At 69.9% G+C, this 14,871-nt stretch carries 16 protein-coding genes and 3 pseudogenes; 14 read left to right on the plus strand and 5 right to left on the minus strand.

Annotated elements, in window-relative coordinates; genetic code table 11:
- The first annotated feature begins 674 nt into the window (after positions 1-674).
- Complete coding sequence (locus tag RZ84_RS39740; protein ID WP_043264709.1) at positions 675-965, plus strand: hypothetical protein; 291 nt, start codon at positions 675-677, stop codon at positions 963-965.
- A 53-nt stretch (positions 966-1,018) separates the two neighbouring features.
- Here the strand turns inward: RZ84_RS39740 and RZ84_RS39745 are convergent, their stop codons facing one another.
- A complete protein-coding gene (locus tag RZ84_RS39745; protein WP_043264710.1) occupies positions 1,019-1,390 on the minus strand; it encodes a hypothetical protein in 372 nt (123 codons plus the stop codon).
- A 524-nt stretch (positions 1,391-1,914) separates the two neighbouring features.
- Between RZ84_RS39745 and RZ84_RS36560 the strand changes: the two genes are divergently transcribed.
- From RZ84_RS36560 to RZ84_RS41075, 3 genes and pseudogenes are all read left to right on the plus strand, one after another.
- Positions 1,915-2,997 (plus strand): peptidoglycan-binding protein, encoded by a 1,083-nt coding sequence (locus RZ84_RS36560; protein WP_078893762.1) that lies wholly within the window; start codon positions 1,915-1,917, stop codon positions 2,995-2,997.
- Positions 2,994-3,259 (plus strand): annotated as a pseudogene (locus RZ84_RS36565) (hypothetical protein). The gene RZ84_RS36560 and the pseudogene RZ84_RS36565 overlap by 4 nt, the downstream one beginning before the upstream one ends.
- A pseudogene (locus RZ84_RS41075) lies at positions 3,256-3,512 on the plus strand (hypothetical protein). Before RZ84_RS36565 ends, RZ84_RS41075 begins: the two co-directional pseudogenes overlap by 4 nt.
- Positions 3,513-3,605: 93 nt before the next feature.
- Here RZ84_RS41075 and RZ84_RS14715 read toward each other — a convergent pair.
- Complete coding sequence (locus tag RZ84_RS14715; protein ID WP_043264711.1) at positions 3,606-3,815, minus strand: DUF397 domain-containing protein; 210 nt, start codon at positions 3,813-3,815, stop codon at positions 3,606-3,608.
- The gene (locus RZ84_RS14720; RefSeq protein ID WP_043269909.1) at positions 3,812-4,642 is read right to left on the minus strand and encodes a helix-turn-helix domain-containing protein; all 831 of its coding nucleotides are present in this window, start codon (positions 4,640-4,642) and stop codon (positions 3,812-3,814) included. The genes RZ84_RS14715 and RZ84_RS14720 overlap by 4 nt, the downstream gene beginning before the upstream one ends.
- A gap of 107 nt (positions 4,643-4,749) precedes the next feature.
- On the opposite strand from RZ84_RS14720, the gene RZ84_RS14725 reads away from it, so the two are divergent.
- From RZ84_RS14725 to RZ84_RS14760, 9 genes are all read left to right on the plus strand, one after another.
- On the plus strand, positions 4,750-5,061 hold the full coding sequence (locus RZ84_RS14725; RefSeq protein WP_043264712.1) for a hypothetical protein: 312 nt from the start codon (positions 4,750-4,752) through the stop codon (positions 5,059-5,061).
- A 64-nt stretch (positions 5,062-5,125) separates the two neighbouring features.
- Complete coding sequence (locus RZ84_RS38920; RefSeq protein ID WP_157878814.1) at positions 5,126-5,485, plus strand: hypothetical protein; 360 nt, start codon at positions 5,126-5,128, stop codon at positions 5,483-5,485.
- Between the two features lie 303 nt (positions 5,486-5,788).
- Entirely contained in the window at positions 5,789-6,052 is a 264-nt protein-coding gene (tgmA, locus tag RZ84_RS14730) for a putative ATP-grasp-modified RiPP (RefSeq protein WP_043264713.1), read from the plus strand.
- Complete coding sequence (tgmB, locus tag RZ84_RS14735; protein ID WP_043264714.1) at positions 6,052-7,023, plus strand: ATP-grasp ribosomal peptide maturase; 972 nt, start codon at positions 6,052-6,054, stop codon at positions 7,021-7,023. Before tgmA ends, tgmB begins: the two co-directional genes overlap by 1 nt.
- Positions 7,020-8,255, plus strand: a complete 1,236-nt coding sequence (gene tgmC / locus RZ84_RS14740) for an ATP-grasp peptide maturase system methyltransferase (protein WP_043264715.1) — start codon at positions 7,020-7,022, stop codon at positions 8,253-8,255. Before tgmB ends, tgmC begins: the two co-directional genes overlap by 4 nt.
- 360 nt (positions 8,256-8,615) lie before the next feature.
- Positions 8,616-9,086 (plus strand): GNAT family N-acetyltransferase, encoded by a 471-nt coding sequence (locus RZ84_RS14745; protein ID WP_043264716.1) that lies wholly within the window; start codon positions 8,616-8,618, stop codon positions 9,084-9,086.
- Positions 9,087-9,292: 206 nt separating this feature from the next.
- Complete coding sequence (locus RZ84_RS14750) at positions 9,293-10,243, plus strand: ABC transporter ATP-binding protein (RefSeq protein WP_043264717.1); 951 nt, start codon at positions 9,293-9,295, stop codon at positions 10,241-10,243.
- Complete coding sequence (locus RZ84_RS14755) at positions 10,240-11,256, plus strand: ABC transporter permease subunit (RefSeq protein WP_241777707.1); 1,017 nt, start codon at positions 10,240-10,242, stop codon at positions 11,254-11,256. Before RZ84_RS14750 ends, RZ84_RS14755 begins: the two co-directional genes overlap by 4 nt.
- Positions 11,257-11,356: 100 nt before the next feature.
- Positions 11,357-11,752 (plus strand): GntR family transcriptional regulator, encoded by a 396-nt coding sequence (locus tag RZ84_RS14760; protein WP_043264718.1) that lies wholly within the window; start codon positions 11,357-11,359, stop codon positions 11,750-11,752.
- 63 nt (positions 11,753-11,815) lie between these two features.
- On the opposite strand, the gene RZ84_RS14765 is transcribed toward RZ84_RS14760, so the two are convergent.
- The gene (locus RZ84_RS14765) at positions 11,816-13,090 is read right to left on the minus strand and encodes a sensor histidine kinase (RefSeq protein WP_052229943.1); all 1,275 of its coding nucleotides are present in this window, start codon (positions 13,088-13,090) and stop codon (positions 11,816-11,818) included.
- Between the two features lie 100 nt (positions 13,091-13,190).
- Positions 13,191-13,655 carry a hypothetical protein gene (locus tag RZ84_RS14770; protein ID WP_157878815.1) on the minus strand — a complete coding sequence of 155 codons (465 nt, stop codon included), beginning with the start codon at positions 13,653-13,655 and terminating at the stop codon, positions 13,191-13,193.
- A 364-nt stretch (positions 13,656-14,019) separates the two neighbouring features.
- Here RZ84_RS14770 and RZ84_RS14775 point away from each other — a divergent pair.
- Positions 14,020-14,821: pseudogene (locus RZ84_RS14775) on the plus strand (MerR family transcriptional regulator).
- Positions 14,822-14,871 lie beyond the last annotated feature (50 nt).

The raw sequence follows: 14,871 nt of genomic DNA on the forward strand, positions 1-14,871 counted from the left end.
GTGGACGCCACCGAGCAGGCCAACGCCTGGCAGTCCCGCGGCGCGACCATCAACAGCAACCAAGCGCAGGGCTCCGCGCCCTTGACCTCCGCGCTTCGACAGCACCGTGCCAGGCCCGCCGGGTGAGACCGGACCGCGGGGCGAAACGGGGCCTCGCGGGGAGCGCGGTGAGCAGGGCCCGCCCGGCGCCCCCGGACGTGACGGTGCCCCGGGCCTGGTGCAGTCCATCAATGGCCACGCACAGACCGAGATCACCCTCGGTCCCGCCGACGTCGGCGCGATCCCCGCCACCGCGGCCGGCGCCCCGCACGGCATTGCCACCTTGGACTCCGACGGGCGAGTGCCCGCCGCGCAGCTTCCGCCGGCAAGCGGCGGCGCCCGCAACGTTTGGACGCCGCAGGCACAAGGCTTTCAGGCATGGACGTGCGACCCATACACGGTTGCCAATCCCGTGGCGAAGTACCTTGTGCCCCAGCGGCTTTACTTGTGCGGCATCAACATCACGGAGCCGACCCAGGCCAACCGAGTGATCATGTTCGCCCGGGGATACGGGGGCGTGCCCACCAACCGGTACGCTGCGGACATCTATCGCGAGGACGGGACGAAGGTCACCAGCACAGCAGCCCCGGTCAGTCTCGGCATGGCCGGGGCAGACGGCTGGCAGCCCGCCACAGATGGTCAACAACCACATCGGGGCGACGCCGATCGCCATGCCCTCGACGGTCACCCTCGCGCTCGGCCGCTACTGGCTGACATGGGTACTGACCACGGGCGGAGGGGCGGATTACGCGTTCTACCACGTGCAGAACGAGGCCCCCGTCGCCGCCAACTGGTTCTTCGGTACGCCGTTCGCCCGCGCCTGGTACCTCAACTCCCAGTCCAACACCCCCGCCAAGTTGAACCAGGGGGACGCGGGCGTGCTCACCGACCACGACATTCCGATCATGGCTCTCGCCCACATCTGACCTGGGTCGCGAGGTCAGAGGTCCGCGCATGTCCGCAGAGCAGGCGATGTGCGCTAGACCGTAGTCAACGCCCAGACAAGAGCCTGTCCACTGGCGCGGAAATGGAAGCCAGGCCCCGCGTCCCGCGGACGAAGCTTTGCCACCAACTTCACCTTAACTTTCCGACCATTCACGCTAACGACTTCTACCCTGACCTCCTCGCGCCCCAAGGAATACTCCTTGGGCGTGTCGTTATTATTCCGGAACTCAAGGTTAAAGCCCTTCAGGCTCACCTCAACGATATATTCGTCATTCGCGTTCCTTGCGATCGAGCGGTCGAAACGAACTTCGCTCTCGATGACGAGGTCAGTTGTGCTGACTTGAGCCTTCTCTTCGAACTTGGCAACCTGGAATTCAGGCTGAACACGGACGAGTTGAGTCGTCATGGATCCGTTCCCTTCAATGTGAGAATTCTGCCATCGGAGTGGCACACCGACTGCCATGTGCAGCGCATGGGGAGCGAGCACCAATCACTAGCGATACCCATGGGACCCTCAGCGACAGCTACGCCATCCGGTGCTTCCCTAAATCCCTGGGGTTACGCCCAACGTGCCCACCCCTCACGGCCGGGCTTCTTCACGATTTGAGAAATCGTGACCGTGGTCCGTGGAACCTGAACGCCGGTTCCGGAAGACGAACCCCTTTCTGCACGTCTCTACGCCCGAGGCCGCTACCGAGCCGACAGCACACTGTCGGCCTGGGCCTTGGCCCACGCTGAAGCCGCCGCAATGCTGGACCGGGCTGGGGCCTCCGGCCAGGCACTCGCCGCAGCACCGCCAGCCAAACGCGGGCGCAGCATCGTCGGCTTCCTGAACAGCAAGACCAACGCACCTATCTGACTGCCACCCAAATTCCCTATTGCACGCCCGAGCACACCGCACCGGGCGTTTTTCATTTCTGGAGAACCCCCATGGCAACACCCCTGTCCGCCGATCGACTCGCCGCCGCGCTGCGCGGCGAGGGCGTCAACGTCATTGAGTACGGCGACTGGCACTCCCATAACCGCAACCACAAGGGCGCGTTCGGCCCGATCAACGGCGTGATGATCCACCACACCGTGAGCAGCGGCATCGATTCATCGGTGCGCCTTTGCTACGACGGGTACGCCGAACTTCCCGGCCCGCTGTGCCATGGCGTGATCGCCAAGAACGGTGACGTCTACCTGATCAGCTCCGGTCGAGCCAACCACGCAGGCCGCGGCGACGGCGACGTGCTGAACGCCGTGGTCCCCGAGCACACCCTGCCGACCACCACTGACAACAACACCGATGGCAACACCCACTTCTACGGGTTCGAGTGCGTGAACCTGGGCAACGGCTCGGACCCGTGGCCCGAGGCCCAGCTCGATGCGATCGAGCGCGTCGGCGCGGCCCTGTGCCGCGCCTATGGATGGTCGGCCGCGTCCGTGATCGGCCACAAGGAGTGGACGAACACCAAGATCGCCCCCCACGGGTTCAGCAGGGCCACGATGCGTGACCGCATCGACCGCCGCCTGAACCACGAGGGCACCGGCGACTCTTACACGGTCAAGGCCAGCGACACCCTGTCGGCGATCGGCCGGGCGCATGGCGTGCCGTGGAAGGAGATCGCGGCGGCGAACGGGCTACGGGAGCCGTACGTGATCAAGCCGGGCCAGTCCCTCACGATGCCCGGCAAGCCGGCCCCGCCCCCGCGGTACGAGCCGTTCCCCGGGGACGACTTCTTCAAGTCGTACCCACGGTCGCCGATCGTGACCGCCATGGGCCGCCGCCTGGTCGAAGTGGGCTACTCGGCCTACGACTCCGGACCCGGCCCCCAGTGGACTACCACTGGCCGTATGTCGTTCCGCAAGTGGCAGCAGCACCTCGGCGACGCGCTTGCGTACTGCGACGGCTGGCCCGGCCCCCGCCAGTGGGACGCCCTCAAGGTCCCCAAGGTCTGGCCACCTCAGGCGGCCCGCACGGGCCGGCTGACCTACTCCCCCACTTCCCACGAAATGAGGTACCACCCATGACCGACGCCACCCGGCGCACCATCCGCACCGTCGTGCAGACCACCGTCGCCCTCGCCGTTCTCCTGCCGCCATCGTCGACGCATCCGGCATCCCCGCCACCCTGCCATGGGTCGCCGGCGCCCTCGCCGTCGCCGGCGGCCTCGCCCGAGTAATGGCCCTGCCCGGAGTCCAGGCGCTCATGCCCGCGTGGCTGCGCACCCACCCGCCGGCCGACGTCGAGCTGCGCGCCCTCGCCCGCAAGGACGGCGGAGGCGGCGCGTGACCGACCGCGACCCTGTCGACGTCGCCCTCGAACTCGAACGACTCCGAGGCGCCTCGACAAGGGATTCGCCCGCGTCGACGGCTCCCTCGCCCTCCTCGTCCAGCGCTCCGACCAGACCGACCGACAACTCGCCGACCACGAACAGCGCCTCGACAGCCTCGAACGGGCCCGCTGACCCCTACCCAGCATCGCCGCCCTGGTCGCCGTCGTCGGCCTACTCGTCACCGTCTGGCAGGCCACAGCCGCCCACTGACAGCACCCCTCATAAAGAAGGCGCCCCGGCCCGGTCGCAGCAGGCCGGGGGTCCCGTCCTCGTCCCGGCCGAACCGGTCGGGGATAGCACGGGCTACACGTCCCGGTGCTGGTCCTTGACGTTCGTCACGAACGAGGACCAGGCGCCCGCCGGGAACACCAGCGCGGACCTGTGCGGGTCCTTGCTGTCCCGGACCAGTACCTCGCCTGTGGTCGCCGCGTGCTCCGGTGCCCATTCGACGCAGGTACCACCGTTGCCACCGCTGTAGGAGGACTTGATCCAGTTGAGGGGTTCGGTCGTCACGGGATGCCCTTTCGTGCCTGCTCAATCATGGCAACGGAATCCGCTTGAGAGAGCGCTTCGGTCTGTAGTTGATGGTAGGCCCTCACCAGCGCCAATACGGAGGCGAGTTCGCGGTCTAGGTGGCCTTGAGTCTGCGACTCGACGTAGGAGACCACGGACCGGTCAGCCAGCGTGAGCAGGTGCACCACCCGGCGGAACGGCTGTCGCTCCCCCATGGTGAACGGGGCCACCTGTAGCGACGTGTTCGGCTGCTCGGCGAACGCGATCAGACGGGCCAACTGGCGCTCCATAACTGCGGGGCCTCCGACCGGCCTTCGGATGCAGCTTTCATCCAGAACCACAATCACCAAAGGAGCCTGGGGACGGACAAGCGCAGTTTGCCGCTCTATCAAGAAGTCCACCCGCTCGGCTGCCTGCTCGGCAGTGAGGTCCCCTCTCTGTACGTTGACGGCCTCTAGAGCTTCCGCGTACTCCCGTGTCTGAAGCGGGCCGGGGATTACGCCCATTTCAAAGAGTCGGATCTCTGCGGCCTGGCTCTCGTGCCTGACGTACTCCGGGAACCCCTCCAACAGGCTGCCGTGCTTGATCTGGCGCCACTCACGCTCGAACAAGTCGCCGGTCCCAAGAGCCTTGTCAGCGCCTATCGCAAACCGCTGAGTTGGTGGCCTCCGCCCAGTTTCGACGGCAGAAACATGCGCACCAGTGCACCCGATACGCTCGCCCAATTCATCCTGCGTCCAACCGTGTTCGTCCCGTAACCTGCGCAAACGCTCCCCGAAGCGGGCACCGGGCGACGCTTCGGGGTCCAACTCCTTGCGGTTCACCATGGTCAACCTCAACTCAGCAATCGCGTTTCCCTAGTTGATGGGTGCACCGACTGTAGGCCACGCTGAACCTCCCCGTTAGTGGAAGCACTACGGAGAGGCAGGGAGCTATGACCATCCGTGCCTGCACGGTGCGTGCTGAAGAGGGCGCGCCGCGCGACACCAACGCACCGCAGCACAGCCAGTTCGTAGCCCGGGTGGACAGCGCGCCGGTATGGGCGCCCGGTCTCCACGAATGGGTCGCCGACACGTCAACAGACCGCGTGGGCGAGACCGTCGGTTGGGACGGCCAGACGGTGACGCTCCGCCCTCCGGAGGGCGGCGAGCCGTGGCACACCACCACCTACCGTCGCGCCACCCAGCGGGAAGCCATGCATGCCCGACTGACGCTGGAAAACCGTCTGGGGAACACGTTGTGCTGACCCTCACACGCCCCACGGTCGAATGTGCCCCCCAGCGGCACGACACGCATAAGGAGGCAGCAAGATGAGACACGGCAAAGCCAAAGAAGGCGCTGATGGTTGGTTCATCGGCGAAGCATTCGCCCTGGGTGGTGTGGGGAACGACGATGTTCGTCGCGATCCTCGCGGCTACCGGCCGGCTATGACCGGGATGATAGATATGAGCAACATCACGACAGAGCGGGACGTCGTCCGCAAGGCAAGTTCGGAAACGCTGGAGGCGCTTTACCGCGTCGGCAACTATCTACCCCGCATGCTCTTGGAGGGCGAGATCACCCCCGCACGAGCCTGGGTAATCTCCCACTCCGTCAACCGGGTGCTGAACCGCTATGGCGTCCCCCGGCCTGGGTGGGAAGAAGTTGTGGCAGCGTCAACTCCCCAATAGACCCCCGGCGCTGCACCGCCGGGCGCACTTCCCGCAGTGGGCTCTCAAGCCCCGTCGCCCCAGTCCCGTTGTTTTTTGTCTTTCTCTTCAACGGTCCGGGGCGAAGAGGGGACTGCAACGCGGTCGCCCGGTGACCCCGTGGTCAGCGCCGGGCGACCGCACAGATTCCCGCCTTGCGGCTCGCCTGGCAGGCGCGCCCCCACACCCCCGCGTCAGTGGCCGGATCTTGGCTCTGACGCGGGCCAGCAATCCCACTAGGAAGAACGCGGAAGCGCACAGCGCTTCACAACAGGAAGGGAAGCCATGCAGGTCACTGCACCGGAAAACCCGCGCGTCGTCCCCTGGGGAATCAGCCGACTCCGCCCCTACCCCAGCGTTCACCAGCCCGGGTACTCCACCGCCGAACTTGACCCGACCACGCAGACCACCGTGTTCCGGGACGCACGAGGCGGCGTCGTGGAGATGGGCAAGCACGGAACCGCCAAGGGCACCGAGACCAGCCCCCAGTCCACCAACCTCGACAGCCGCAACGACAGCGACTCCGACCAGGACGACGAGCAAGACTGATGAGCGACGCTGAACCGGTCGCGGTCGTCACCGAAGTGGACGACGTAACCGCCGACATGGTGATCACCGCACTGAACAAGCGCGGTGTCCCCGTCGTGCGGTTCGACCCCTCCGACATCGGCGACCGTCTCTCACTGTCAGCCCGGTTCGGCGCCAGCACGGCCGGCCCGGCCACTCCGGCCGGCACCCTCCGTACCCCCTCCAGGACCACCACCCTGGAGGGGGTACGAGCCATGTACTGGCGTCGCCCCACCTGGCCTCACTTCGATCACCTGGACGCCCCGGACGCCCGCTACGCGGAAGCACAGGTCCGTCACGAACTCGGCGGCACGCTCTACGCCCTGCCAAACTGCCGCTACGTCAATCACCCGTTGAGCAACCGGGCGGCCGAACACAAACCCCTTCAACTAGCTGTTGCCCAACGGCTGGGCCTGACCGTTCCGCCCACCCTGATCTCCAACGACCTGGCAACGATCCGGGAGTTCATCACCGAACACGGACCCGTGATCTTCAAGACGCTCCGCTGGACCCCCTACCGCCGAAACGACGGCGTGGGCCTGACGACATGGACCGAACCTGTCACCGCCGACGAAGTGGACGAGCGCGTGACCGTAACCCCACACCTGTTCCAGGCGCAGGTGCCCAAGATCGCGGACGTGCGGGTGGTCGTCGTCGGCCAAAAGGTGTTCGCAGTCCGGATCGACTCCAACCTGTTGGACTGGCGCGCGGACTACAGCGCCCTGACATACACCCCCATGCCCCTCCCCACCGACGTGGAACGGGCCCTGAGCGCCCACCTGGACCACTTCGGATTAGCCTCCGGCAGCTTCGACCTGTGCGTCACCCCTGACGGTGACCTCCACTGGCTGGAGCTGAACCCCAACGGCCAATGGGGTTGGTTGGAAGACAAGACCGGACTACCCATCGCCGCAGCCTTCGCTGACTTCCTGGAGCAAGGAGCCACACAGTGACTGCACCCGACTCCACCGCCCTCCGCCACAACCTGGCCAACGACCTCGCGCACGGCGGCGTCCTGAAGACCGCCGCGTGGCGCAACGCCGTCGAAGAAGTCCCCCGGGAACTCTTTCTCCGGTCCTTCTTCAAAGACGCCCCCGGCCCCCGCGGCCACGAGTACACCCCCGTGAGCCCGGACGCCGATGCGGACGAGTGGCTGACCCTCGTCTACCAAAACGAAACCTGGGTGACCCAGATCGACGGTCACCTGACCGCCGACAAAGCAACCGGGCCCATCACCGGCTTTCCCACCTCGTCCTCCACAATGCCCTCCACCGTCGTCGGCATGAGCGAAGCCCTGGACGTGGAAGACGGCATGACCGTCCTGGAAATCGGCACCGGCACCGGCTACTCCACCGCCCTCCTCTGCCACCGCCTGGGAGAGGACAACGTCACCAGCGTGGAAGTAGACCCCGACGTGGCCCAGCGCGCGGACGACGCCCTAGAAGCCGCCGGCTACTCCACCTGGACCGTCACCGGCGACGGCCTCCTCGGCCACCCCCGCCGGGCCCCCTACGACCGCACCATCGCCACCTGCGCCCTCCGCCGCATCCCCTACGCCTGGGTACGCCAGACCAAGCCCGGCGGCATCATCCTGGCCACCCTCGGCCCCAGCTCCTGGACCTACGGCACCGGCCTGGCCAAACTCACCGTCAAAGACGACGGGACCGCCGAGGGCCGCATCATCGGCCGTAGCTCCTTCATGCCCGCCCGAGCAGAAGCCGCCGTCCCCCTCTCCGGAGACCTCGCCGCCCGCGCGGCCTACGCCGACACAGAGCGGAAAACCAGCCTGTCCCCCGACACGCTGAACGAGTGGATGCCCGCCTTCCTGGCCCAGCTCGCCGCCCCCGGCGCACAGCTCGTGCGCGCCGTCAGCGACAGCCGAGAGACGGTGTACCTGTTCGACACCAACCGGGAAGCGTTCGCCGCCCTCACCACCGACGGAGACCACTGGACCGTCCGCCAAGGCGGCCCCGCCGCTATCTGGGACGCCATCGAAAACACACTGACCGCCTGGCACGACGCCGGCAAACCCGACATCACCTCCGTCCGAATCGCCATCACCCCAGAGGCACACGCCTATTGGATCGGCGGCCAGCAGATCACCAGCGATCAACGAAGCTATTGGCTCGGTGGTGAGAACGCGGCGCTCCGCTGGAAGCACCCTCATCCCCCGCTCACGGCCTGACCGCTCATCCAGAAAAGAAAGCGAACCCATGTGCTGCGGAAAGCTCATGGAGAACCAGGGCAATGGCGGATTCAGGTGCGGCAGCTGTGGACGCACCGTTTACATCATGTGACCCACCGCCCCGACCGAAACAACGCGCCCCGCCCGGCGGTGGTGGCCCCTTTAGGTGCACTGACGTGCGTCAGCGCCCCCGGCGGAGGGGCTCCGCCGGGGGCGCCGCCGTATGTCCAGGATCACGGGGAGAGTGCTTGCGCACATTGACCGAGGTCACGGTGAGCATTCCGGCACGATACCCACCCGCCGGCGCCGTCCCGCCACCCGCCCGGACATCCGTGCGATTCCGCCCGTACGATTCCTGGAATGGAGATACGCCCCGTCCGCTACGACCACCCCGACGCGGTCCGGCTCGACGAGGAGGTCCAGCAGGAGTACGTCCTGCGCTACGGCGACGGCGACCTCACCCCGCTCGACCCCCATATGTTCACCCCGCCCAACGGCATCTACCTGATCGCGTACGAGTCCGGCCGGCCGCTGGCCACCGGCGGCTGGCGCGTCCAGGAGGACACCGGCGAGGGGTACGCACCCGGCGACGCCGAGATCAAGCGGATGTTCGTGATCCCCGAGGCCCGCGGTCGCGGTCTGGCCCGGCGGATCCTCGCCACCCTTGAGGCGGACGCCCGCGCCGCCGGCCGGACCCGGATGGTCCTGGAGACCGGCAGCGAGCAGCCCGAGGCGATCGCCCTGTACGCCTCCAGCGGCTACGCGATGGTGCGGAAGTTCGGCTACTACCGCGGCTACGAGTCGAGCCGCTGCATGGCGAAGACACTGTAGAGCCGGGCCCGCACACACCCCGCGGCACGTCCACGGCGCAGCCCACGGGTGGCGGCCACGGTCGCCACCCGCCCTCGGCATGCTGCACGCCCGTCACGCCCCTCCGGCACGCCCGCCCCGGCCCCACCCGTTTTTGACACGGCCACGCCCACCTCCCCATACTCCATACCCATTCCACTAATCCATTAGCTAAAGGGGGGATCCGAGTGGCCGACCCGAGCACACGCACCGGACCATGGGCGATCGAGGCCGAGGGCCTGGCGAAGAAGTACCGTCGCGGCTGGGCGCTGCGGGACTGCTCCTTCCGGCTTCCCGCCGGCCGCGTCTGCGCCCTCGTGGGACCCAACGGCGCCGGCAAGAGCACCTTCCTCGGCATCGCGACCCGCCTGGTGCGACCGACCGCGGGCACCGTGAAGCTGTTCGGCGTCCCGGTCACCGACCCCGCCGTCCTGGAGCGGGTCGCCTTCCTCGCCCAGGACAAGCCGCTCTACCCGCGCTTCACCGTCGCCGAGACGCTGCGCCTGGGCCGCGAGCTGAACCCCCGCTGGGACCAGGCCGTCGCCGAGCGCATCGTCCGCGCCGGCAAGGTGCCGCTCGACGCCCGCGTCGGCACCCTCTCCGGCGGCCAGCGCACCCGCGTCGCCTTCGCGCTCGCCTTCGGCAAGCGCCCCGCGCTGCTGCTCCTCGACGAGCCGATGTCCGACCTGGACCCGCTCGCCCGGCACGAGCTGTCCGGGCTGCTGATGGCCGAGGCCGCCGAGCACGGCACGACCGTCCTGATGTCGTCCCACATGCTCGCCGAGATGGAGGAGATGTGCGACTACCTCCTCGTCCTCGCCGAGGGCCGGCTGCGGATGGCCGGCGCGACCGACGACCTGGTGCCCGGGCACACCCTGGTGACCGGCAAGGCCGTCGACGGCGCCGTCCCCGAGGAGCTGCGGGCCCGCCACACGGTCGTCGAATCCCGCGTCGGCGGACGGCAGTTCAGCGCCCTGATACGCACCGACGGCCCGCTCTCCGACAGCTGGGACGCCGACTGGGAGGCCCTGTCGCCGAGCCTGGAGGAGGTCCTCCTGGCCTATCTGCGCTCCCCCGGCGCCCCCACCCTGATCGCGGACGAGGCCCGCACCACCGACCGGCAGGAGACAACCGAATGAGCGACACGACCAGCGCGACCACCGACACCGGCGTGCGCGAGACCGCCCGCCACGAGACCGGACCCCACGCCGCCGGCCGCGGCCTGCTGCACGGCACCGCCTGGGTCGTCTACCGCCGCCACCGCACCGCCCTGCTCGCCTGCGTCCTGATCAGCGCCGCCGCCTGCGCCGTCTTCGCCTACCAGCGCATCGGCGTCATGGACTTCGTGCACGCCAACGGCGCCACCCCGGACGCCAAGGGCGAGCTGTCGGAGGAGTTCCGGCGCACGTTCGGCAGGACGTTCTCCTACGGCATCGGGCTCCTCCAGGGCGCCCCGGTCCTGATCGGCGTCTTCCTCGGCGCCCCCCTGATCGCCGCCGAACGGGAGCACGGCACGCTGCCGCTGGTCACCACCCAGTCCGTCAGCCGCGCTCGGTGGCTCGCCACCACGCTCGCCCTCCCGCTGGCCGTCACGACGGTGTGCGTCACCGCCCTCTCGGTCACCTTCCAGTGGCTGTGGATGCCCGTCCACCAACTGGCGGACTTCGGCGACTGGTTGGTCGGCGGCCCGTTCGACGCCACCGGTCCGGTCCCGGTCGCCCGGACCCTGTTCCTGACGGCCTGCGGTATCGCCCTGGGCATGCTGCTCAAGCGGGTGGTGCCGGCGATGGCGGCCACCGTCGTCCTCTGGTACGCGACCGACGTGCTGTGGTCCCGGCTCCGCCCCCGCCTCGCCACCCCGCTCAGCCTCACCTACCCCTACAACGGCGACGGCCCCCATCTGCCGCCCGCCAGCGCGCGGTTCGACGACTGGGTGGCCACCGCGGACGGCAGGCTCTACGGCTTCGGCACCTGTGTGCACGCCGACGAGGCCGCCTGCCGGGCCAAGTTGGGCATCGTCAACCGTGTGACCCAGTACTTCGACTTCGGGCAGATGGCGGGGATGCAGTGGCGCGGCGCGGGCATCCTGCTGGCGGCGACGGCCGTGGTCCTGGCGTTCGTCGTGTGGCAGGCCCACCGGCGGCCCCTCTGAACCGCCGCCCGGCACGCCCGCCGGAGCGCTTTGACACCCGGAGCGGGCGGCCCGATCATCAAGCGGTCGACGGGCCCGACAGCAGCACAGCGGCAGAGAGGTGGTGAGCGCCGTGGAGTTCCGGATAGACCGCCGCAGCGGCGTCGCCACCTACCTCCAGATCGTCCAGCAGGTCCAACAGGCCCTGCGGCTGGGCATCCTGGTGGAGGGCGACCGGCTGCCCACGGCCGCACAGGTCGCCGCCACGACCAAGGTCAACCCGAACACGACCCTCAAGGCGTACCGCGAGCTGGAACGCGAGGGCCTGGTGGAACCGCGGCCCGGCCTCGGCACGTTCGTCAGCCGCACCCTGGCCCGCCCCGAGTCCGCCGCCGACGCCCGGCTGCGCGCGGAACTGCGCTCCTGGGTTGACCGGGCCCGCGCCGAGGGCCTGGACCGCGAGGACGTCCAGGCGCTGGTCAACTCCGCGCTGGCGGACCGCTTTCCGGACGTGTGAGCGGGGTGAGCGACCCACCCGGCCGCGCGCCCCGTCAGCCCGCCGCCGGCTCCTCGCACTCCGTCAGTCCGCCGCCGGCTCCTCGGCCGCCCGCTCGGTCCGCAGCGCCCCCCGGAGATCGACCGTGGCCTCGGCGCCACCGCCGGCCGGGTTGGCGAAGCCCAGCCCGGCGCCCAGCACCCGCGCCTGCCCGGCCGCGATCGTCAGCCCCAGGCCCAGCCCCGGCCCGCCCCGGCCGCCGCCGGTACGGAACCGCTGCGGGCCGTGCGTCAGCAGCACCTCGGGGAAACCGGGACCGGCGTCCCGCACCCGTACCACCCCGCCGTCGACCTCGACGGTCACCGGCGCGGCGCCGTGCCGCCGGGCGTTGCTGACCAGATTGACCAGAATCCGCTCCACCCGCCGGGGATCGGTCTCCACCAGCCCGTCCGCCAGTACCCGCACCCGCACCGCCCCGTCCTTCGCGCCTCCGGAGCCACCCGCCTCCCCCGACGCCCCGGCGCACGCCGCCACCGCCCGCCGCGCCAGCTCCCCCAGCGGCCGTATCTCCCGGTCCGCCTCCTCGGTACGCGCGTCGAGCCGGGCCACCTCCAGCACGTCCTCCATCAGCCCCCGTACGCGCTCGGCCCGCTCCTGGACCATCTCGGTCGGCCGGGACGGCGGCAGCAGCCCGGCCGCGGTGACCAGCCCGGCGACCGGGGTCCGCAGCTCGTGGGCGATGTTCGCGGTGACGTCGCGCTCGGCCTGGAGCCGGGCGCCCAGCGCGTCGGCCATGGTGTTCACCGCCGAGGTGAGCTGCGCGATCTCGTCCTTGCCGTCCCGCGGCAGCCGCGCGCGCAGATCGCCCTCGGCGATCCGCTGGGCGGTGGCCGCGGACGCGGTCAGCCGCCGGCCCAGCCGGTGCGCGACCAGCAGACCGACGACGCAGCCCAGGCCGGTTCCGGCCGCCCCGGCGATCCACAGCATCCGGTCCAGTGCCCGTACCGTCTCCTGTTCGCGCAGATAGGGGCGCTTGAGTGCGACGATGTCCGGGCCCAGCCTGCCGGCCGCCCACAAGTACGGTGTACGGCCGCCCAGTTCGAGGTAGACGCCCCGCCGGCCGCGCTCGACCAGCGCCCGCAGCGGCCGGGGCAGGTCCGTGGGGTTGATCAGCCCGCGCCCGGTGTCGATCCCGGCCGCACGGTCCTGGACGGTGGTCTGAAGCCGGCTGTCGAGGGCGTGCCCGGCCAGGTCGAGCTGGGCGTTGACGGTGTGGTGGTGGACGAGCAGGCCGACGAGGACCGCGACCACCGCGGCGGTGGCGGCGATCGCGATACCGATCTTGGCGCGCAGCCCCATCCGTTCCTGCCTCCTTCCTCCCGGTCACTGCCTACGGCGTTCCGCTGCCCCGGTCCCGTGCCCAGCTCTCCCCCAGGGTCTGTCCGATGGATGTCAGGCCCTAGAACTCCGGCAGACGCAGACTCACCCGCCCCAGCCCGGCGGCCCGCTCCCCGTGCACCCGGGGCGCCACGACCCCGGCGCTGGAGTAGTACGCGAAGTCCGGCAGCCGCTGGAGCCCGCTCAGCGTCACCTTCACGTCGTACGGCCTGCGGAAGCACTCGGGCGCGCACCAGTCCGCGCTGAGCCCGCCGCTGGCCAGCGCCGTCGGCCCGCCCCACGACGTCCAGCGCAGCCCGGTCAGCCAAGCGGTTTCGCCCAGCGGGAGGGAGTCGGGGCGCTGGAGCGGGCGGCCGGTGCCGTCCGCCGCGTAGACCGAGCCGGCGCGGGTCGAGCGCGTCGCGGCCGGCCCCTCGTCCCGCAGCAGCCCGTCCGGCCCCGCGCACCCGGAGACCAGGAGCACGGCGCCCGCCGCGACGGCACCGGTGGTGCGGACGGTCGCGGTCGCTGATCTGGCGGGTCGCACGAGTCGCTTCTCACGCACGGGTCTCACGAGTTGCTTCTCACCGATTCCTGCGGACTCCTCGGGCAGCCGGACGGACGACGGGCGGGTCGGCGCCCCCGTGCACGCTGTGTGCACGGAGGGGCACAGTAATCCGCACACAGTAGCGAATGCCTGTTTCCCGACAAATGTAACGGCGGTCGCCCCGATCCGGCGCCCCTCCGCCGGAGCCCGCCCTCCTCACCCGCGCCGCTTGCCCCTCACCCAACGTCAGGCCACACCCTGATCCGCAGCGGGAACCGTGCCGTGTCATCCCCTCCCACCAGCCGAAACGCCACCCCCTCCGACCGGCCGGCCCGCGCACCCGCCCCCTCCGAAAGGCGCTCCCGTGGGATATTCGGTAGGCCAGGTCTCCGCCTTCGCCGGGATCACCGTCCGCACCCTGCACCACTACGACAGGACCGGTCTGCTCTCCCCCGGCGACCGCAGCCCCGCCGGCTACCGCCTACAGCGACGCCGACCTGGCCCGGCTCCAGCAGATCCTCTTCCACCGGGAGCTCGGCTTCCCGCTCGACGAAATCGCCGCCATCCTGGCGGCCCCCCAGGCCAACGCCCTCGACCAGCCGCGCACCCGGCACCGCCGGCTCACCGAGGAGATCCCCCGGCTCCGGCGCCTGGTCGAGGTCGCCGAACAGGCCATGGAGGTTCAGCAGACCGGTGTCCGGCTGACCCCCGAGGAGCGCTTCGAGGTCTTCGGGGAGATCGCCTTCGACCTGACGTACGCCACCGAGGCCGACCTGAAGTGGCGGCACAGCGACGGCTACCGGCGCTCGATGGCCCGCGCCGCCACCCACTCCAAGGAGGACTGGGCGCAGATCATGGCCGAGGCCGCCGACTGGCGGGCCCGGCTGACCGCCGCCTTCGACGCCGGCGCACCGCCGGACGGCGAGCGGGCCATGGACCTCGCCGAGGAACACCGCCGGCACCTGGCCCGGTGGTTCACCCCCTGCCCCACCGCCATGCACGGCCGGATCGCCGACGACGTCGCCGCCGACCCCCGCGCCTTCGCCCTGCTCGTCCCGCCCACCGAACAGCGCCCCGGCCTCGCCCCGTACTTCCGCACCGCCGTCCACGCCAACGCCGTCCGCCAGTCGCCCCCGGACGGCCCCGACCGCACCGCGGCCCCCTGACCGCGCTCCGCCTCTCCCCAAAGCCGCCCCTTCCGACACCGACCGGGCCC

It is taken from the genome of Streptomyces sp. CT34, from assembly GCF_000805335.1.
Classification (GTDB): domain Bacteria; phylum Actinomycetota; class Actinomycetes; order Streptomycetales; family Streptomycetaceae; genus Streptomyces.

What these genes read in the sequence shown, in the direction of transcription:
- RZ84_RS39745 (WP_043264710.1), bottom strand. Translation starts at nt 1,390, where the DNA reads ATGACGACTCAACTCGTCCGTGTTCAGCCTGAATTCCAGGTTGCCAAG.
- RZ84_RS14720 (WP_043269909.1), bottom strand. Translation starts at nt 4,642, where the DNA reads ATGGTGAACCGCAAGGAGTTGGACCCCGAAGCGTCGCCCGGTGCCCGC.
- RZ84_RS14765 (WP_052229943.1), bottom strand. Translation starts at nt 13,090, where the DNA reads ATGGGGCTGCGCGCCAAGATCGGTATCGCGATCGCCGCCACCGCCGCG.
- RZ84_RS14745 (WP_043264716.1), top strand. Translation starts at nt 8,616, where the DNA reads ATGGAGATACGCCCCGTCCGCTACGACCACCCCGACGCGGTCCGGCTC.
- tgmA (WP_043264713.1), top strand. Translation starts at nt 5,789, where the DNA reads ATGCAGGTCACTGCACCGGAAAACCCGCGCGTCGTCCCCTGGGGAATC.
- RZ84_RS39740 (WP_043264709.1), top strand. Translation starts at nt 675, where the DNA reads ATGGTCAACAACCACATCGGGGCGACGCCGATCGCCATGCCCTCGACG.
- RZ84_RS36560 (WP_078893762.1), top strand. Translation starts at nt 1,915, where the DNA reads ATGGCAACACCCCTGTCCGCCGATCGACTCGCCGCCGCGCTGCGCGGC.
- tgmB (WP_043264714.1), top strand. Translation starts at nt 6,052, where the DNA reads ATGAGCGACGCTGAACCGGTCGCGGTCGTCACCGAAGTGGACGACGTA.
- RZ84_RS14725 (WP_043264712.1), top strand. Translation starts at nt 4,750, where the DNA reads ATGACCATCCGTGCCTGCACGGTGCGTGCTGAAGAGGGCGCGCCGCGC.
- RZ84_RS38920 (WP_157878814.1), top strand. Translation starts at nt 5,126, where the DNA reads ATGAGACACGGCAAAGCCAAAGAAGGCGCTGATGGTTGGTTCATCGGC.
- RZ84_RS14755 (WP_241777707.1), top strand. Translation starts at nt 10,240, where the DNA reads ATGAGCGACACGACCAGCGCGACCACCGACACCGGCGTGCGCGAGACC.